Source organism: Duffyella gerundensis (assembly GCF_001517405.1).
Lineage (GTDB): Bacteria > Pseudomonadota > Gammaproteobacteria > Enterobacterales > Enterobacteriaceae > Duffyella > Duffyella gerundensis.
Window position 1 is genome coordinate 3,755,348 of sequence record NZ_LN907827.1, and the last position, 19,673, is coordinate 3,775,020.

Genomic DNA, 19,673 nt, shown 5'->3' on the forward strand with positions numbered 1-19,673 from the left:
GGGCCGGCGAACCGGCCCTGCCAATGCTTACTGATATAACGCCTTGCCTGAGCTGTCTTTGATATTGCTTTTCCATGCAGCGCGAATTTGCTCGGTCACAGAATCGGGCAGCGTGGCGTAATCCAGGCTGGTGGCGGTTTTATCGCCGTTTTTGTACGCCCAGTCGAAGAACTTCAGCACTTCTCCGCCCTTCTCCGCATTGGCCTGATCTTTGTAAACCAAAATGAAGGTGGTTGAGGTGATTGGCCAGGCATCCGCGCCTTTCTGGAAGGTCAAGTCCTGAGCAAAGGTTTTGCTCCAGTCTGCGCCTTTCGCGGCGTTGCTGAAGCTGCTTTCGGTAGGTGCCACCGCTTTACCGTCAGCATCCATCAGTTTGGTGTAAGTCAGGTTGTTCTGCTTGGCGTAAGCGTATTCCACATAGCCAATAGAACCCGGCAGACGCTGAACAAAGGCGGCGACGCCGTCATTGCCTTTGCCGCCCAAGCCGGTTGGCCAGTTTACGGTGTTACCTTTGCCAATTTTGCTGTTCCACTCTTCGTTCACTTTTGCCAGATAGCTGGTGAACACGAAAGAGGTGCCGGAGCCGTCAGCGCGACGCACAACGTTGATGTTGGTCGACGGCAGCTTCAGGCCAGGGTTCAGCTTTTTAATCGCTTCGTCGTCCCAATTTTTGATTTTGCCCAGATAGATATCGCCGGTGGTTTTACCGTCCAGCACGATCTCACCTGATTTGATGCCCGGCAGGTTTACCGCCAGCACCACGCCGCCAATCACGGTCGGGAACTGGAACAGGCCATTTTTCTGCAGGTCTTCTTCTTTCATCGGCGCGTCGGAGGCACCAAAATCAACGGTTTTCGCGATGATCTGTTTTACGCCGCCAGAGGAACCGATGCCCTGATAGTTAACCTTGCTACCGGTTGCCTGCTGGTACTCCGCTGCCCACTTGGCATACACCGGCGCCGGAAACGTGCCGCCAGCGCCTGTAAGATCGGTGGCGGCAAACGCCGTTACCGCGCTCAGTGAAAGGGTCGCTGCGACGATTTGGGCTACGGTGCTACGCATCAGTGTCATATTCCCTCCAGGGGAGCAATGTCAGATAAATTGTCGTTTTATAAGATTGTTGATTGCTGCTGGAGGGAAAATAGGACAGTTTGGTGACAGTAAAATGTACGAAATATGACAGTTTTATGACGGGGAATTCAGCACGATCGCCCGGCGTTCAGATCGTGCTGCTGAGGGCAGAAGATTGCGGGAAAAACAGCGCCGCTGGGTTTAGCGCCCTTTCTTACGTCGGCCCGACTGGGTAAAGCGTTTACGTGAGGCGGCATTGCCGTCCGCTTTTTCACTGCTTTTCGGCGCGCTCACTGTGGGCTTTTTTACTTTCGGTTTCGCTGGCGCCTTCTTGCCAGGCTTCTCTTCCGAGGTCGAGTTTTCAATTAGCTTAAACAGTTCGATCAGCTCATCGTCGGTTAAGTCACGCCATTCACCCAGCGGCAGGCCTTTGAGATTAACATTCATGATGCGCGTGCGTTCCAGCCGCGTCACCTCAAAGCCAAAGTGCTTACACATACGGCGGATTTGTCGGTTAAGCCCCTGCACCAGCGTAATGCGGAACACCATCGGCGCTTCTTTTACCACTTTGCATTTTTTGGTCACCGTGCCGAGCATCGGTACACCCGCGCCCATGCCCTGAATAAACTCGTCGGTGATCGGTTTATTGACGGTCACCACGTACTCTTTTTCGTGGTTATTACCGGCACGGAGGATCTTATTCACCAGGTCGCCGTGATTGGTAAGAAAAATCAGTCCCTGCGAATCTTTATCCAGTCGTCCGATCGGGAAAACACGCTTGCTGTGGTTGACGAAATCGCTGATGTTGTCGCGTTCGCCCTCTTCCATGGTGGTGATAATGCCCACCGGCTTATTCAGCGCAATCAGGACCAGGTCTTCTTCATCACGCGGCTCAATCAGCTGACCATTCACTTTTACCACGTCTCCGGCAAACACCTGCGCGCCCACGGCGGCCCGTTTGCCGTTAATGAAAACGTTGCCCTGTTCGATATAGCGATCGGCGTCGCGACGCGAACAGATGCCGCTTTCGCTGATGTATTTATTGAGACGAGTGGATGAGTTAGTCAGCATGGTTCCTCCGCAAAGAAGCGGACTATACCTTACCCGCATCAGCTTGCGAAGCCTTGCGCCCTGACTGCCGTAGCGCGGTTGCCGCTGGACGATACGGCGTGGCGTCGTGACTGATTGCAACACAACAGAATCCTGCTGATAAACCAGGCAATTGTTGCCATTTTTTTGGCACAGCCCGGCATTTTAGTTACAACTATATATAATAAAGACCATTAAGAAGCACCAGGACAATTCGTTCATCCGCAGGAGGCTTCTGGCGATACCTTACAAAGACATCATCACCAGCCCACCGTGCGTAACGCTTTAATTATTCGTCATTTCTGCAGAAAATCTGCCGCCTTTGCGATCTGCATATTTCACTTCGCGCTACGTCAGATGTCTGCGCGCAATAAACCGCACGTGCTTATTGATTACGACCATAATCAAAATAAGTTGACTCTTTAGATGATGATCGTAATTATTAAGCCGGTGAGTTGACTACCGCCGCCTGTTTAAGGCGCCCCTTTTGATAACAGAGAGAACATCATATGACTACGCCTTCTGCTGTGCTGATTACTGGTGCCTCTTCCGGCATCGGTGCAACTTATGCCGAACGCTTCGCTCGTCGCGGCCACGACCTTGTGCTAGTGGCGCGAGATAAAGCGCGGCTGGATACGCTGGCGCTGCGCTTATGCCAGGAATATGGCGTTGGCGTTGATGTTATGCAGGCCGATCTGACCCGGGCCGACGACCTGCTCGCGGTAGAAGCGCGGCTGCGTGACGATACGCGCATCGACACGCTGATTAACAATGCCGGTATCGGTCAGTCCGGCGAATTTACGACGCAGACGCCAGCGACCATCGACGCGCTGATTGCGCTCAACGTCACCGCGCTGACGCGTTTGGCCAGTGCTGTCGCGCCGCGATTTGCTCAGGCAGGCAGTGGATCGATTGTGAATATCGGCTCGGTGGTCGGTCTGGCACCTGAATTTGGCATGACGGTGTATGGCGCCACCAAAGCCTTTGTGCTGTTTCTGACGCAGGGGATGCGCCATGAATTAACGGCGAAAGGCGTGTATGTGCAGGCGGTGCTGCCAGCTGGCACCTATACCGAAATCTGGGATCGCGCCGGAATTGATATCACGACGGCGGCGCAGATGATGGAAGTGGGCGAGCTGGTCGATGCGGCACTTCATGGCTTCGACCGTCGTGAAGGCATCACTATTCCGCCGCTGCATAACGCTGAACGCTGGGAAACGCTGGATATCGCCCGTCAGAGCCTGTTTATCGATCTCAAACAGCATGAAGCCGCCGAACGTTATAAAACGGTGCGCTAACTCCCTGCGCTGCTGCCGGTGATGGCCACTTCCGGCAGCGTCACCCAAGACTTAATAAAGGATATTGCGTCATGACACACACCCCAGTTGCTCTGGTCACCGGCGCCTCATCAGGCATCGGTGAAGCCTGTGCAAGGCAACTTGCCGCCGCAGGCTATCGCGTTTACGGCACCAGCCGACGTGCAGACAGTCAATCATCCGGGACCTTTACCCTGCTGTCGCTGGACGTTACCGATGAACAGTCGGTCGACGCGGTGATCAAAGAGGTCATTGCTCGTGAAGGGCGCATCGATTTGCTGATCAACAATGCCGGCTTTGGTATTGCGCCTGCCGCTGCCGAAGAGAGTTCCATCCAACAGGCATGGGCGCTTTTTGACACCAATTTCATGGGCATTGTGCGCATGACCTGCGCTGTGGTACCGCATATGCGTCGTCAGGGATCGGGGCGAATTATCAATATTGGTTCCATTCTCGGCGTGATTGCTATGCCTTATGTGGCACTGTATGCCGCCAGTAAACATGCAGTTGAAGGCTATTCAGAAGCGCTGGACCATGAGCTGCGTACGCAGGGCATCAGAGTATCGGTGATCGAGCCTGCCTATACGAAAACCGCATTTGATACCCATACCATCGCGCCCGATCGGCCACTGGCGGAATACAGCACGGTGCGTGCCAGCGTGACACAAACCATTCGCCAGGCAATGAATATTGCTGATACGCCCGATGATGTTGCGCAGGTTGTGGTGCGTGTGGCACAGACCGGGCGGCCAAAAATACGCTATACGGCAGGCAAGGCCGCTGCTCAGCTGGCCTTTTTACGCCGCTTTGCGCCATCACGCGTGCTGGATAAAGGCGTGCGCAAGAATTTGCAGCTTGATCAGGTACGGAAAAGTTGATGAGCTAATGCCCTGGTCGTTATGCAGGAGCGGAAGATGGATCGGCAACAGTTTATTGCCCATATGCAAAATCGATACGGCACGGCGCCCGACTATCCCTGGGCTAAACTGCCCGACTACGCGGTGTTTCGGCATGGTGACAGCGGAAAATGGTATGCCCTGCTGATAAAAATTGCCGCCAGCAAGCTGGGCGCAGAGAGTGATGCGCTGGTCGAGGCGATCAATATCAAGGTAGCGCCAGGCGTTGCCGGATCGCTGAGACAGCAGCCGGGCGTCTATCCGGCATGGCATATGAACAAAGAGCATTGGGTCACGTTATTGCTTGAGGGCCCAATGGATGACGACGAGCTGCTGGGCTGGGTGGATGACAGCTATCGACTGACGTGGCCGGGCAAAAAGCGGACGATGACGCTGTAGAACTATTCGCCTGCTTGCTGTTGAGCGGCAATCACGTCCATACCGATCTGCTGACCGTAAGAGAGTTCCAGCGTGTTGCCATCCGGATCGGCGAAGAAGGCCCAATAACCTACCGGTGCAGCAGATTGCTGTGCCGCCCGCCGCAGTACGCCCTCCTGCTCAGCCAGACGCACTTTTGCATCAATTTCATCGCGGCTGGCGCAGGCCACGCCAATATGTCCAAAAGGCCCCAGCGGCGTATCAACCGTGCTTTGTGATTGCACCAACACCAGCGCAAACGGGCGGGTAAGATCGGACAGCCAGGCCACTTTTTGCGCCTCGGCAATGCCTGGCTCGCGCTGATGAATCACCTGCATGCCGGCATAGCGCTGATAAAAGGCCACGCTCTTTTCCAGATCCCTTACCTGCAACGCTATATGGCTCAATCCACAATCGTTCACTGACATACATCGTCTCCTGTTCCCTGTTGAGCGTTCATCTTGCCATCCGCCTGAGGCGACATTTGATCGTCAGTGCCTGTTCCGCAAAGAGTACGCAAAAAAAATCACCGGTCCTGTAACGATACCGGTGATGATTTATAAAGCCTGTTACGGCGGACTTAGCGTAAAACGGGCCTGAGCAGGCCCGCTTGCTTACTCAACGGTAACGGATTTGGCAAGGTTACGCGGCTGATCGACGTCGGTGCCTTTGATCAGCGCGACGTGGTAGGAGAGCAGCTGTAGCGGCACGGTGTAGAAAATCGGTGCAATCACCTCTTCCACATGCGGCAGCGAAATGATCTTCATTCCTTCGCTGTCGCTGAAGCCCGCATCCTGATCGGCAAACACATAAAGCAGACCGCCACGAGCGCGTACTTCTTCAATGTTCGACTTCAGCTTTTCCAGCAGTTCGTTGTTGGGTGCCACGACGATGACCGGCATATCGGCATCAATCAGCGCCAGCGGACCATGTTTTAGCTCGCCAGCGGCATAGGCTTCCGCGTGAATGTAGGAGATCTCTTTCAGCTTCAGCGCACCTTCCATAGCGATCGGATATTGATCGCCGCGGCCAAGGAACAGCGCATGATGCTTGTCAGAGAAGCCCTCAGCCAGACTTTCGATCAGCTTATCCTGTGCCAGCATCTGTTCGATGCGGCTCGGCAGTGCCTGCAGCGCATGAACGATTTCATGCTCTTTTTCCAGACTCATGCCGTGCAGACGGCCCACTTTTGCCACCAGCATCAGCAGTACGGTCAGCTGCGTGGTAAAGGCTTTGGTCGACGCTACGCCAATCTCGGTACCCGCTTTGGTCATCAGCGCCAGATCGGATTCGCGTACCAGCGATGAGCCCGCCACGTTGCAGATTGCCAGCGAACCCAAATAGCCCAGCTCTTTTGACAAACGCAGCGCGGCCAGCGTATCGGCGGTTTCACCAGACTGCGACAGTGTGATCAGCAGACTGTTTTTCCGCACGGCAGATTTGCGATAACGAAACTCAGAGGCGATCTCGACGTCGCAGGTGACGTTGGCCAATGCTTCGAACCAGTAACGCGCCACCATACCTGAGTTATACGAGGTGCCACAGGCGATGATCTGTACATGCTCAATCTGGCCAAGCAGCGTCGCCGCTTCCGGGCCCAGCTCACTGAGATCGATTTCGCCATGGCTAAAACGCCCGTGCAGGGTGTTTTTGATCGCCATCGGCTGCTCGTAAATCTCTTTCTGCATGTAATGACGATAAAGACCTTTATCACCGGCATCATACTGCACGTTAGACTCAATTTCGGCACGCTGTACGCTTTCGCCACGCACGTTGACGATAGCCACTTCACGGCGAGTAATTTCCGCGATATCGCCTTCTTCCAGATAGATAAAGCGACGGGTTACCGGCAGCAGCGCCAGCTGATCGGAGGCGATGAAGTTTTCACCCACGCCACGGCCAATCACCAGCGGGCTGCCAGAACGGGCGGCCACCAGCACAGCGGGATCACGGCTGTCCATGATTACCATGCCGTAAGCGCCGCGCAGTTGAGGAATCGCACGCTGCACCACTTCGCGCAGCGAGCCGCCTTGTTTTTGCTCCCAGTTGACCAGATGCGCCACCACTTCGGTGTCGGTTTCAGAGACAAACTGATAGCCGCGTTCAGTCAGCAGCGCACGCAGCGGTTCATGATTCTCAATGATGCCGTTATGCACCACGGTGATCGCCCCGGAAACATGGGGATGCGCATTCACTTCTGACGGCTCGCCGTGCGTGGCCCAGCGCGTATGCGCAATGCCGGTTCCGCCAATTAACGGATGTTGCTCGGCTGCTTCAGCCAGCTTTTGAACCTTACCCAGGCGACGCAGACGCGTCATATGCCCTTGCCTGTCGACTACGGCCAGCCCGGCCGAATCGTAACCGCGATATTCCAGACGACGCAGACCTTCTAACAAAATCTCTGCGATATCACGTTGTGCTACAGCGCCAACAATTCCACACATAGTTAATTTCCTGACTCATGGCGTTTCGCGCCATTTGCATTGTCTTATGATCTGATATGCCGGTTGACCGGCGCCCCGAGCCTTGTAGAGAGTGGGGCTTATTATGCTTATCCATCTTCTGCGGATAAGTAGGATAACGCGCCTGTAGAGGCCGCTATCGATTTCGCGCCGGCATCGCTGGCCGGCGCAAGTAAATCATCACTTTTTCTTCGCTGGCCGCTGCCAGCCCGATTTTTGCAGCTGTTCTTTTCGGTTATAAACCAGATCGGCCGCGGTAACATCGTGCATCACCGTGGTTCCTGCGGCGATAGTCGCCCCTGCGGCCACGTTGACCGGCGCCACCAGCTGAGTATCAGAACCAACAAACACATCATCACCGATGGTGGTCACTGATTTATTGACGCCATCGTAGTTACAGGTGATGGTGCCAGCGCCAATGTTAACGTTAGCGCCAATGTCAGCATCGCCCAGATAGCTCAAATGCCCGGCCTTGGAGCCTTTGCCAAGGCGCGCTTTTTTCATCTCGACAAAGTTACCGACGTGCGCACCTTCTGCCAGTTCAGCGCCCGGACGCAGACGCGCAAATGGACCTACGGTACAGTCGGTCGACAGCGTGGCGTTTTCGATCACGGAATAAAGGCTGATTTCACAACCGTCGCCGATAACACTGTTTTTAATGACGCAACCGGCGCCAATCTTGACGTTATCGCCCAGCGTAACGTTGCCTTCGATCACCACATTGATATCAATCTCAACGTCGCGACCATGCTTCAGCTCGCCACGCAGATCGAATCGCTGCGGATCGCGTAGCATTACGCCAGCCAGCAGCAGTTTTTCCGCCTGTTCGCGTTGATAAACACGTTCCAGCGTTGCCAGTTGCAGACGATTGTTAACGCCGTCGGTTTCGCTGGCGCGATCCGGATGAACAGCGGTGATGGTGCGGCCTTCCTGATGCGCCAGGGCAATGATGTCAGTGATGTAGTATTCGCCCTGGGCATTGTTGTTGGTCAGCTTACTGAGCCAGCGCGTTAAATCAGCGCCGTTGGCAATCAGAATGCCAGTGTTGATCTCATTGATCAGCTGCTGCTGCGGTGAACTGTCTTTTTGCTCAACGATGCCAACAATCTCACCATGCTCGCGCACAATGCGCCCATAACCCGAAGGATCGTCCAATACCACGGTCAGCAGGCCAATGCCGCCCGCAGGTTTGGCATCGCGCAGGCGGCTCAGCGTCTGCGGCGAGATCAACGGCACGTCGCCGTAAAGCATCAGGATATCTTCGTCATCAGCAAAATGGGGCGCGGCCTGCTGCATTGCATGGCCGGTGCCGAGCTGCTCTGCCTGCATCACCCAGTTTAACGAATCATCGCCTAATGTGGATTGCAGTAGCTCTCCGCCATGACCATAAACCAGATGAATATGGCGTGCGCCAATACTTTTCGCAGCATCGATAACGTGCTGCACCATAGGTTTGCCGGCCAGCTTGTGCAGAACTTTAGGCAACGCCGAATACATGCGCGTTCCTTTGCCAGCCGCAAGGATGACCACGCTCAAAGTGCTGTTTGACATAACTATCCTGTTGGTTTTTTTCAGAGGAAAGTAAAACGGTTTCCCGGTGAGATTACTACATTTTTCTCAGTACGAAATTAGCCAGGCGACAGTGGCTAAAAATAGCTAAAAAAAATGCCAGCCCGAGGGCTGGCACTGTTTATATACCGTAAACCTGTTACATCGCTTTGTTGCGGGTCAACTCGATCACACGCAGCTTGGCAATGGCTTTCGCCAGTTCAGCCGAAGCCTGAGCATAGTCCACGTCGCCGTGGGAACTATTCATGTGCTCTTCTGCCTTGCGTTTCGCTTCAAGCGCACGCGCTTCATCAAGGTCAGAACCGCGAATAGCGGTATCAGCCAGCACCGTTGCCGATCCAGGCTGAACTTCCAGAATGCCGCCAGAGAGGTAAATATACTCCTCTTCACCGCGTTCTTTAACGATGCGAATCATACCAGGTTTGATGGCGGTCAGCAGCGGGGCGTGGCCAGGAAAAATTCCCAGTTCACCTTCGCTACCTGACACCTGGATCTTTTGCACCAGCCCGGTGAACATCTGCTGTTCCGCGCTGACGACATCCAGATGATAAGTCAAAGCCATAACTAACCTCCCGGGAAACCGTGATTACAGTTTCTTCGCTCTTTCCACAGCTTCTTCGATGGCGCCAACCATGTAGAAAGCCTGCTCTGGCAGATGGTCGAATTCGCCTTCCATGATGCCTTTAAAGCCACGGATGGTGTCTTTCAACGATACGTATTTGCCCGGAGAACCGGTAAATACTTCTGCTACGAAGAACGGCTGAGACAGGAAGCGCTGAATCTTACGCGCACGAGCCACCAGCAGTTTGTCATCTTCAGACAGTTCGTCCATACCGAGGATGGCGATGATGTCTTTCAGTTCCTGGTAACGTTGCAGAATAGACTGCACACCACGCGCGGTGTCGTAGTGTTCCTGACCAACAACCAGCGGATCGAGCTGACGGCTGGTGGAGTCCAGCGGATCAACGGCCGGGTAGATACCCAGAGACGCGATCTGACGGCTCAGCGTAACGGTTGAGTCAAGGTGGGCGAAGGTGGTCGCCGGAGAGGGGTCAGTCAAGTCATCCGCAGGAACGTAAACGGCCTGTACGGAAGTGATTGAACCCGTCTTGGTGGAGGTAATACGCTCCTGCAGCACACCCATCTCTTCTGCCAGCGTAGGCTGATAACCTACCGCAGAAGGCATACGACCCAGCAGTGCTGATACTTCAGTACCGGCCAGAGTGTAACGATAGATGTTATCGATGAACAGCAGAACGTCACGACCTTCATCACGGAATTTCTCCGCCATAGTCAGACCGGTCAGTGCAACACGCAGACGGTTACCCGGCGGCTCGTTCATCTGGCCATACACCAGCGCTACTTTATCGATAACGTTGGAGTCAGTCATTTCGTGGTAGAAGTCGTTACCCTCACGAGTACGCTCACCCACACCGGCAAATACCGAGAAACCTGAGTGCTCAGCCGCAATGTTACGGATCAGCTCCATCATGTTTACGGTTTTACCCACGCCTGCACCACCGAAGAGGCCGACTTTACCGCCTTTAGCAAACGGACAGATCAGGTCGATGACCTTGATGCCGGTTTCCAGCAGCTCTTGTGAGTTAGACTGATCTTCGTAAGAAGGAGCCGGACGGTGAATCGCCCAACGCTCTTCTTCGCCGATGTCGCCTTTCATATCGATCGGCTCACCGAGCACGTTCATGATACGACCCAAGGTCGCAGTACCTACAGGTACTTCAATCGCGTGCTGCAGATCCACGGTTTCCAGACCGCGCTTCAGGCCGTCAGACGTACCCATAGCAATGGTACGAACCACACCGCCACCCAGCTGCTGCTGTACTTCCAGCACCAGACGAGCATCACCATTTTTCACCTCGAGGGCGCTGTACACCTGCGGTACTGCATCCTGGGGGAATTCGACGTCAACAACGGCGCCGATAATCTGGACAATCTTTCCAGTTGCCATCTTGAATCCTCTACCTAATTCGTTTATACCCACCGCCGCTGTGGCGCAGGCATGAATTGCCGCAACACGATGCGTTGGGTATACCTGGTTTAAACCGCGGAGGCCCCCGAGACGATCTCGGTAAGTTCCTGGGTGATGCTGGCCTGACGAGCTTTGTTGTATACCAACTGCAGCTCTTTGATCAGCTCTCCGCCGTTGTCGGTTGCGGCTTTCATCGCCACCATACGCGCGGCCTGCTCGCTGGCCAGGTTTTCCACAACACCCTGATAAACCTGAGACTCTACATAGCGGCGCAGTAAAGTATCCAGCAGCGCTTTCGGATCGGGTTCATACAGATAATCCCAGGTTTTCTTCTCCAGTTCTTCTTCGCCTTCTGCTGGCGGTAACGGCAGCAGCTGGGTAATCGTTGGAGTCTGAGACATGGTGTTGTTAAATTTGTTGCTAACGATAAAGAGCTTATCAAGGCGACCCTCGTCGTAAGCCTGCAACATCACTTTTACCGGTCCAATCAAATCGGACAGAGAAGGTTTATCTCCCATGCCTGATGCCTGAGCCACGACGTTGCTGCCTACTGCACCGAAGAAAGCGAGACCTTTGGAACCGATAATGGCCAGATCGCTCTGTACGCCTTTATCAGACCAGGCTTTCATATCAGCCAGCAATTTTTTGAACAGGTTAATGTTCAAACCACCACAAAGCCCACGGTCAGTCGAAACGACCAGGTAGCCGACGCGCTTAACGTCACGCTCCGCAAGGTAAGGGTGCTTGTATTCCAGATTACCCAGTGCAATGTGACCAATCACTTTGCGCATGGTATCTGCATACGGACGGCTGGCCGCCATGCGTTCCTGCGTTTTACGCATTTTGGAGGCGGCGACCATTTCCATCGCTTTGGTGATCTTTTGCGTGTTTTTTACGCTGCCGATCTTACTACGTATCTCTTTTGCGCCGGCCATTAGCTTCTCCTCAAAGCCTTGCGGCCTGCCTTTTCAGACAGGCCGCCAGACATTACCAGGACTGGGTTGCTTTAAACGTTTCGAGCAGGCCTTTCAGCTTCGCTTCGATATCGTTATTAAAGTTGCCAGTTTGGTTGATTTCCTGCATCAGCTCAGCGTGTTCGCGATCTGCGTACGCCAGCAGAGCGGCTTCGAAGCTGCCAATTTTAGCCAGTTCAACGTCGTTCAGGAAGCCACGCTCAGCAGCAAACAGCACCAGACCCTGCTGCGCAACTGACATCGGCGCATACTGTTTCTGTTTCAGCAGTTCGGTCACTTTCTGACCATGGCTGAGCTGTTTACGGGTTGCGTCATCCAGATCGGAAGCGAACTGAGAGAACGCTGCCAGTTCACGATACTGTGCCAGTGCGGTACGAATACCACCGGACAGTTTCTTGATGATCTTGGTCTGAGCAGCACCGCCCACACGGGATACGGAGATACCCGGGTTAACCGCCGGACGAATACCGGAGTTAAACAGGTTAGATTCCAGGAAGATCTGACCATCGGTAATCGAAATTACGTTGGTTGGAACGAATGCTGAAACGTCACCCGCCTGGGTTTCAATGATCGGCAGAGCGGTCAGAGAGCCGGTTTTACCTTTAACTTCGCCTTTAGTGAAGTTTTCCACGTACTCAGCGTTAACGCGAGATGCGCGCTCCAGCAGACGGGAGTGGAGGTAAAATACGTCGCCAGGGAAGGCTTCACGGCCTGGTGGACGACGCAGCAGCAGAGAAATCTGACGGTAGGCGATAGCCTGTTTAGACAGGTCATCATAAACGATCAGTGCATCTTCACCGCGGTCACGGAAATATTCGCCCATTGCGCAACCTGCATAAGGAGACAGGTATTGCAGAGCAGCAGATTCAGAAGCGGAAGCAACCACGACGATGGTGTTCGAAAGGGCGTTATGCTCTTCCAGTTTACGCACCACGTTAGCGATGGTGGAGGCTTTCTGACCGATAGCAACATAAACACATTTGATGCCAGAATCGCGCTGGTTGATGATCGCATCGATCGCCATCGCGGTTTTACCGGTCTGACGGTCGCCGATGATCAGCTCACGCTGGCCACGACCGATTGGAATCATCGCATCAACGGCTTTATAACCAGTCTGAACCGGCTCATCAACGGATTGGCGATCGATTACGCCTGGCGCAATCACTTCAATTGGCGAGAAGCCGTCGTTTTCGATAGCGCCTTTGCCATCGATTGGTGCACCCAGTGTGTTAACCACACGGCCCAGCAGGCCGCGGCCAACCGGAACTTCCAGGATGCGACCCGTACACTTAACCTTCATGCCTTCAGCAAGGTCAGCGTAAGGACCCATGACCACAGCACCGACAGAGTCGCGCTCAAGGTTCAGGGCGATAGCGTAACGGCTACCCGGCAGGGCAATCATCTCACCCTGCATCACATCGGCCAGGCCGTGTACGCGGATGATACCGTCACTTACAGAAACAATAGTACCTTCGTTGTGAGCTTCGCTCACTACATTGAACTGAGCAATGCGCTGCTTGATCAGTTCGCTGATTTCAGTGGAATTCAGTTGCATATGCTCCAGTTCCCTTAAGACTGCAGGACGTCTGCCAGACGCTCAAGGCGGCCGCGAACGCTGCCATCAATGACCATATCACCCGCACGGATGATAACGCCTGCCATAACAGACTTGTCGATTTTGCAATTCAGCTTAACTTTGCGTGACAGACGTTTTTCCATCGCGGTGCTGATTTTAGCCAGCTGGTCGTTACTCAGCGTACTGGCGGAAATCACCTCAACTTCTGCGGTAGCGTCATACGCCGCGCGCAGCGCGATGAATTGTTCCAGTACTGCCGGTAGCGCCGTTAAACGCCCGTTTTCGGCCATTACCTTAATCAGGTTTTGACCCGCTTCGTCCAGTTGGTCACCGCAGATGGCGATGAAAGAGGCAGATAAAGCTTCCGGTGCTAATGCACCGGAAAGGAGATCAGCCACCTGTTCATTGCTTGCTACTTCTGCAGCAAATGACAGCATCTGCTGCCAGCGATCGACATTCTGCTTTTCAACAGCAAAGTCAAAAGCTGCTTTGGCGTAGGGGCGAGCTACAGTAATTAATTCAGACATCAGCCCCTTCCTCCTTACAGTTCAGCGACCAGTTTATCAACGATGTCGCTGTTAGCAGCTTCATCCACGGAACGTTCGATGATTTTCTCGGCGCCGGCCACAGCCAGCATCGCGACTTGCTTACGTAACTCTTCACGAGCACGTTTACGCTCAGCATCAATTTCTGCCTGCGCTTGCGTGAGGATCTTGTTACGTTCCTGCTCAGCTTCCGCTTTCACTTCGTCCAAAATCTGTGCACGACGTTTATTTGCCTGCTCGATAATGACCTGAGCTTCTTCTTTCGCTTTTTTCAGCTGGTCGGTCGCATTAGCCTGCGCGAGATCCAGATCTTTTTTGGCACGTTCGGCGGAAGCAAGGCCTTCAGCAATTTCTTTCTGGCGCTTTTCGATAGCAGCCATAATCGGCGGCCATACGTACTTCATGCAGAACGCGACAAACAGGATGAACGCGATAGCCTGGCCGAGGATTGTTGCGTTAATGTTCACAGCACAATGCCTCTTGTTAAATTAACTTACTCTGCCGCATCAAGGAGAAGCGGCAGAATCCGTTCGCCAAACATGAGATGAATGGCGAACCCTCGATCATCCAGCGACAGCGAACATCACGTAGAGACCCAGACCAACAGCGATCATCGGGATTGCATCCACCAGACCCATCACAACAAAGAACTGCGTACGCAGCAGAGGAATCAGATCCGGTTGACGCGCGGCGCCTTCCAGGAATTTACCTCCGAGGATGCCGATACCGATCGCAGCACCGATTGCCGCCAGGCCCATCATCACAGCGGCAGCCATGTACAGCAGATCCATATTCAGGTTTTCCATGACAGTCTCCAGTTTGTTTCAGTTAAAAGCAGTAGTGTTGAGAAAAAAATCAATGTTCTTCAGATGCCATCGACAGATAGACAATCGTTAAGACCATGAAAATGAAAGCCTGCAGCGAAATGATCAGGATGTGGAAAATGGCCCATGGCACATTCAGGATCCACTGTGACCACCACGGCAACAGACCTGCAATCAGGATAAAAATCAACTCACCCGCATACATGTTGCCGAACAGTCGTAAACCAAGCGAAACCGGTTTAGACAGCAGGCTCACACCTTCAAGAATCAGGTTGATCGGGATGAAGAGCGGGTGATTGAAAGGTTGCAGAGTCAGTTCTTTGGTGAAGCCACCCACACCTTTCATTTTGATGCTGTAAAACAGAATCAAAATAAAGACGCCCAATGCCATCGACAGCGTAACGTTAACGTCAGCTGAAGGCACCACGCGCAGCGCCGGAAGACCTAACCAGTGCTCACCGATATACGGCAGCAGGTCAATCGGCAGCAAATCCATAAAGTTCATCAAAAACACCCAGACGAAAATCGTCAGGGCTAACGGGGCAATCAGCTTGCTCTTGCCGTGGTACATGTCGCGAACATTGCTGTCAACGAAGCCCACAACCAGCTCGATAGCCGCCTGCATTTTTCCCGGTACGCCGCTGGTGACGTTTTTCGCCACTTTACGGAACAGGAACAGAAACAACAGTCCCAGCACAACAGAGAAAAACATGGAATCAAGATTTAACGTCCAGAACGTCGCTGGTGCGTCGTGTGCCACCAACTGGAAAGTACGCAGATCCATCTGAAGATGTGTCAGATGGTGACCTATGTATTCCTGTGGCGTAGAGAGTTCTCCTGCGGCCATGATGCCTCTTACCCTTTGTTGTTAATTACAGCCGGTGCAACGATTTGAACAATCAACACCGATAACCAGGTCAACCCGAGCGGCATAAACACCGCATCGAACACACCTAACGCCACAATAAGAAAAATGATGGTGGCAAACACCTTCAACACTTCCCCCAGAGCAAAGCTCCAGGCGACTCGACCTTTTGCGGGTGTTTGCGCCTGTAGGCGCCAGGCTAAAATCATAAACAACACGTTAGGCAGCCAGGCCGCCAAACCACCTGCGATGGCAGATGCGCCCCAAGTGACACCTTTCAACGTAAACAGCGCGCCGATTATGACAAACGTCACCAGCTGAATAAGCAGCACGGTCCGGGCAAATTTCACACTGTAAAGAGACACTGACATGACGCTGAAACTCTCCTGCCCCGTTGGGGGTATGTCGCGTGTCGTATGAGACTGTCTTTACTCATTTGAGTCAAGCAGCAAAAAACGAGCAAATTATACGGTGCATACCTGCGATTTCAATCGATAAGTAGAGAAAAGGTGAACAATTATTTAAATTTCTTTCGGAAGGGCTATTTTGTAAAACCATTCTCTCACTGCTTTCACCCTGCTATTTTCTTAAAACGCTTAAAATCCTGGCAATAAAGCGTGCTTCAGATCACAAAATTCTCAGATAATTTATCCATATCAATACGGATTATTCCTGGAATTAGAACCGCATGACTATAAAAACCCTTTAAAATCAAATAACTAATTATTCATAAAAACAAAAACAAAAATAACATCGATTAATAGCCTGAATTGACATCAGTACGATCAATTTTGCATTTAAATGCCATCACCCTGGGCCACTTATCGCTGGCATATATTTCCGCCTGTAATTATCGACAATGTAAAATGGCAGGCCAGTCGTGATCTTCCTGCTAATAACTTGTGAATATTACGTTAAATGTAACGAGAAATTGCTATCAGTTTCCTACAGGGCTTTTAACCGAACGATAACATTACCTAAAAACAACAATCGATCTCTAACAGGTTCGAATGCGTTTTTTTTGACCGATGGACAGAATCGATAGCGTTCGTTCAGCGGCTAAAGACGCAAAAAAAGCGATTATTGCGCAGTAATAATCACCAGATGACGCTCACCTTCCAGTTCGGGCACCTGCAATCGGATGATTTTTTCAACAGCAAATGGCGCGGGCAAAGCAGCAATTTCATCGTCTGGCTGCACGCCTTTTAAGGCATAAAAGCGCCCTTCCCTGCCGGGTAAATGATGACACCAGCTTACCATGTCACCAATGGAGGCAAAGGCACGGCTGATGACGCCATCAAACCCAGGCTCGGCAGGAAAATCTTCTACGCGGCTCTGTACGGGTTCAATGTTAGTAAGCCCTAACTCATGCTTAACCTGACGCAGAAATCGCACGCGTTTTCCCAGACTGTCCAACAAGGTAAAATGCGACTGCGGCCGCACGATAGCCAGTGGAACACCAGGCAATCCCGGACCGGTGCCAACATCGATGAAGCGTTCGCCCTGCAGATGCGGTTCGACCACAATGCTGTCCATGATATGCCTGATCAACATCTGCTGCGGGTCACGAACTGAGGTCAGGTTGTAAGCCTTGTTCCATTTATCCAGCAAGGCGACATAGGCAACCAGCTGCTGTTTTTGTTGATCGGACAATGAAATGTTGGCCGCTTTCAGCAGCGTATCGAGTTTAGCTATCACAACGTTACCAGGAATTCAGAGGATAAAAGGCGGGCGTACAGCAGTACGCCCGGGTGATGCAGTCAAAATCAGGCACTTTTACGCAGCAAGCCCTGCTTTTTCAGGTAAACCAGCAAAATTGAAATTGCCGCTGGCGTCACACCAGAAATACGCGAAGCCTGGCCAATTGAAACCGGTTTATGATCGTTGAGCTTGGCGATCACTTCGTTCGAAAGGCCGCTGACGTTGTGATAATCAAGTTCGACAGGCAACGCGGTGTTCTCATTGCGCTGTTGACGATTGATCTCTTCCTGCTGACGCGCGATATACCCTTCATATTTGACCTGAATTTCAACCTGCTCAGCGGCTTCTTCATCCACCAGTGCTGGAGCGAACAGGCTCAGGGTCATCAGCTGGTCATAGGTCATTTCCGGGCGACGCAGCAGATCTTCACCGCTCGCTTCTTTGGTCAGGGCAGCACTCAGCACGGTATTCACTTCTGCCACGCTTTCTGATTTAGGGTGAACCCAGATATCACGCAGACGCTGGCGTTCACGCTCGATCGATTCCAGTTTGTCGTTAAAACGTGCCCAGCGAGCGTCATCAACCAGACCTAATTCGCGGCCCGTTTCGGTCAGACGCAAATCGGCATTATCTTCACGCAGCATCAAACGGTATTCGGCGCGTGAGGTAAACATGCGGTACGGCTCTTTGGTACCCAGTGTGCACAGGTCATCAACCAGCACGCCCAGGTAGGCCTGATCGCGGCGAGGTGCCCAGCCCTCTTTGTCAGCAGACAGGCGCGCGGCGTTCAAACCAGCCAACAGACCTTGCGCGGCTGCTTCCTCATAACCGGTAGTGCCGTTGATCTGACCGGCAAAGAACAGGCCATGAATAAATTTGCTTTCCAGCGTCGGGTGCAGATCGCGCGGATCGAAAAAGTCATACTCAATGGCGTAGCCCGGACGGACGATCTTCGCGTTTTCCAGGCCCTGCATCGAACGAACGATCTGCATTTGGACATCAAACGGTAGGCTGGTAGAAATACCGTTTGGATAAATTTCATTGCTGGTCAGGCCTTCCGGTTCAAGGAAGATCTGGTGCGCGTTGCGATCGGCAAAACGCATCACTTTATCTTCGATCGACGGACAATAACGTGGGCCAATGCCTTCAATCACCCCGGCATACATCGGGCTGCGATCGAGGTTATTGCGGATCACATCATGGGTTTTTTCGTTGGTGTAGGTGATATAGCACGGCACCTGCTGGGGATGCTGTGCGGCATTGCCCATGAACGAAAAGACCGGCAACGGCGTATCACCGTGCTGTGGTGCCAGAACGCTGAAATCGATTGTGCGCGCATCAATACGCGGCGGCGTGCCGGTTTTCAGACGGCTGACGCGCAGTGGCAATGCACGCAAACGGCGTGCCAAAGGAATAGAAGGCGGATCGCCAGCACGGCCACCGCTGTAATTATCCAGTCCGATATGAATTTTGCCGTCAAGGAAAGTTCCAACGGTCAGGACCACCGATTTTGCACGAAACTTGAGACCCATCTGGGTTACGGCACCCACAACACGATCGTTTTCAACGATCAGATCGTCGACCGCCTGCTGGAAGATCATCAGGTTTGGTTGATTCTCCAGCGCGGTTCTGACGGCCTGCCGATACAGGACGCGATCGGCCTGAGCACGAGTTGCCCGCACCGCAGGGCCTTTGCTGGCGTTTAGTATCCTAAACTGGATGCCGGCATGGTCGATAGCATGTGCCATCAGGCCGCCCAGAGCGTCCACTTCCTTAACCAGATGACCTTTCCCAATGCCGCCAATCGCCGGGTTACAGGACATTTGTCCCAGCGTGTCGATATTGTGAGTTAATAACAGGGTTTGCTGACCCATCCTGGCAGCTGCCATTGCGGCTTCAGTGCCTGCATGACCGCCACCGATCACGATGACGTCAAAAGGATCGGGATAAAACATGGAAGTGCACCTCAAAGTTGGACCATCAGGATCGTGTGGTGTCCTGGGTGAAAGATTCTACTTAAATTCAGTCGAAGGGGAAAGCGCCGGGATCCGTAGGTTTTAAAAGATAGATCTTTAATTCTTTGATGATCTCTCTGTTAGATCTCTTATTAGGATCGCCATTATCTGTGGATAACCGCGAATTCATGCACAATAACAGGAGATTACAAAGGATCATATGCTGTGAATGATCGGTGATCCTGATCCGTATAAGCTGGGATCAACTTTGCTAGTTATGCACAGGCTGAAAAAGCATCAGCGGTTGTTATTTGGATAACTACCGGTTGTTACCAGCATTAAGGCCTAGTTATCCACAGATATTCCGGTGCAAAACGTGCGATCCAGGGAAAAGATCGCCAATTAAAGACGCGATCGTGAGCC

19 protein-coding genes are annotated in these 19,673 nt (G+C 52.8%); 3 read left to right on the plus strand and 16 right to left on the minus strand.

The window, feature by feature from the left end; all coding sequences use genetic code 11:
* Positions 1–27: 27 nt before the first annotated feature.
* Both pstS and rluF read right to left on the minus strand, forming a co-directional pair.
* On the minus strand, positions 28–1,071 hold the full coding sequence (gene pstS, locus EM595_RS17130; protein ID WP_067434962.1) for a phosphate ABC transporter substrate-binding protein PstS: 1,044 nt from the start codon (positions 1,069–1,071) through the stop codon (positions 28–30).
* Between the two features lie 201 nt (positions 1,072–1,272).
* Positions 1,273–2,142, minus strand: a complete 870-nt coding sequence (gene rluF, locus EM595_RS17135; RefSeq protein WP_067434965.1) for a 23S rRNA pseudouridine(2604) synthase RluF — start codon at positions 2,140–2,142, stop codon at positions 1,273–1,275.
* Between the two features lie 527 nt (positions 2,143–2,669).
* On the opposite strand from rluF, the gene EM595_RS17140 reads away from it, so the two are divergent.
* The 3 genes from EM595_RS17140 (at position 2,670) to EM595_RS17150 (ending at position 4,771) form a co-directional block, all read left to right on the plus strand.
* A complete protein-coding gene (locus EM595_RS17140) occupies positions 2,670–3,458 on the plus strand; it encodes an SDR family NAD(P)-dependent oxidoreductase (protein ID WP_067434968.1) in 789 nt (262 codons plus the stop codon).
* 71 nt (positions 3,459–3,529) lie between these two features.
* On the plus strand, positions 3,530–4,354 hold the full coding sequence (locus EM595_RS17145) for an oxidoreductase (RefSeq protein WP_067434970.1): 825 nt from the start codon (positions 3,530–3,532) through the stop codon (positions 4,352–4,354).
* 36 nt (positions 4,355–4,390) lie between these two features.
* Positions 4,391–4,771 carry an MmcQ/YjbR family DNA-binding protein gene (locus EM595_RS17150; RefSeq protein ID WP_067434973.1) on the plus strand — a complete coding sequence of 127 codons (381 nt, stop codon included), beginning with the start codon at positions 4,391–4,393 and terminating at the stop codon, positions 4,769–4,771.
* A 2-nt stretch (positions 4,772–4,773) separates the two neighbouring features.
* Here the strand turns inward: EM595_RS17150 and EM595_RS17155 are convergent, their stop codons facing one another.
* From EM595_RS17155 to mnmG, 14 genes are all read right to left on the minus strand, one after another.
* Positions 4,774–5,217 (minus strand): VOC family protein, encoded by a 444-nt coding sequence (locus EM595_RS17155; protein WP_067434975.1) that lies wholly within the window; start codon positions 5,215–5,217, stop codon positions 4,774–4,776.
* A 186-nt stretch (positions 5,218–5,403) separates the two neighbouring features.
* Positions 5,404–7,233, minus strand: coding sequence for a glutamine--fructose-6-phosphate transaminase (isomerizing) (gene glmS, locus EM595_RS17160; protein ID WP_067434977.1), 1,830 nt, complete (start codon positions 7,231–7,233; stop codon positions 5,404–5,406).
* Between the two features lie 198 nt (positions 7,234–7,431).
* Positions 7,432–8,802 (minus strand): bifunctional UDP-N-acetylglucosamine diphosphorylase/glucosamine-1-phosphate N-acetyltransferase GlmU, encoded by a 1,371-nt coding sequence (gene glmU, locus EM595_RS17165; protein ID WP_067434980.1) that lies wholly within the window; start codon positions 8,800–8,802, stop codon positions 7,432–7,434.
* A 157-nt stretch (positions 8,803–8,959) separates the two neighbouring features.
* Complete coding sequence (locus tag EM595_RS17170) at positions 8,960–9,382, minus strand: F0F1 ATP synthase subunit epsilon (protein ID WP_067434983.1); 423 nt, start codon at positions 9,380–9,382, stop codon at positions 8,960–8,962.
* A gap of 24 nt (positions 9,383–9,406) precedes the next feature.
* Positions 9,407–10,789, minus strand: coding sequence for a F0F1 ATP synthase subunit beta (gene atpD, locus EM595_RS17175; protein ID WP_067434986.1), 1,383 nt, complete (start codon positions 10,787–10,789; stop codon positions 9,407–9,409).
* 89 nt (positions 10,790–10,878) lie between these two features.
* Positions 10,879–11,745: a F0F1 ATP synthase subunit gamma gene (gene atpG / locus EM595_RS17180; protein WP_067434989.1), complete on the minus strand. Its 867-nt coding sequence runs from the start codon at positions 11,743–11,745 to the stop codon at positions 10,879–10,881.
* 52 nt (positions 11,746–11,797) lie between these two features.
* Positions 11,798–13,339 carry a F0F1 ATP synthase subunit alpha gene (atpA, locus tag EM595_RS17185; RefSeq protein WP_067434992.1) on the minus strand — a complete coding sequence of 514 codons (1,542 nt, stop codon included), beginning with the start codon at positions 13,337–13,339 and terminating at the stop codon, positions 11,798–11,800.
* Between the two features lie 14 nt (positions 13,340–13,353).
* Positions 13,354–13,887 (minus strand): F0F1 ATP synthase subunit delta, encoded by a 534-nt coding sequence (gene atpH, locus EM595_RS17190; protein ID WP_067434995.1) that lies wholly within the window; start codon positions 13,885–13,887, stop codon positions 13,354–13,356.
* Between the two features lie 14 nt (positions 13,888–13,901).
* A complete protein-coding gene (atpF, locus tag EM595_RS17195; protein ID WP_067434996.1) occupies positions 13,902–14,372 on the minus strand; it encodes a F0F1 ATP synthase subunit B in 471 nt (156 codons plus the stop codon).
* Between the two features lie 96 nt (positions 14,373–14,468).
* On the minus strand, positions 14,469–14,711 hold the full coding sequence (gene atpE, locus EM595_RS17200) for a F0F1 ATP synthase subunit C (protein ID WP_038629267.1): 243 nt from the start codon (positions 14,709–14,711) through the stop codon (positions 14,469–14,471).
* A 49-nt stretch (positions 14,712–14,760) separates the two neighbouring features.
* The gene (atpB, locus tag EM595_RS17205) at positions 14,761–15,576 is read right to left on the minus strand and encodes a F0F1 ATP synthase subunit A (protein WP_067434999.1); all 816 of its coding nucleotides are present in this window, start codon (positions 15,574–15,576) and stop codon (positions 14,761–14,763) included.
* 8 nt (positions 15,577–15,584) lie between these two features.
* Complete coding sequence (atpI, locus tag EM595_RS17210; RefSeq protein WP_067435000.1) at positions 15,585–15,965, minus strand: F0F1 ATP synthase subunit I; 381 nt, start codon at positions 15,963–15,965, stop codon at positions 15,585–15,587.
* Between the two features lie 709 nt (positions 15,966–16,674).
* Positions 16,675–17,292 (minus strand): 16S rRNA (guanine(527)-N(7))-methyltransferase RsmG, encoded by a 618-nt coding sequence (gene rsmG, locus EM595_RS17215; RefSeq protein ID WP_067435003.1) that lies wholly within the window; start codon positions 17,290–17,292, stop codon positions 16,675–16,677.
* A 68-nt stretch (positions 17,293–17,360) separates the two neighbouring features.
* Positions 17,361–19,250, minus strand: a complete 1,890-nt coding sequence (gene mnmG / locus EM595_RS17220; protein ID WP_067435006.1) for a tRNA uridine-5-carboxymethylaminomethyl(34) synthesis enzyme MnmG — start codon at positions 19,248–19,250, stop codon at positions 17,361–17,363.
* Positions 19,251–19,673: the final 423 nt, after the last annotated feature.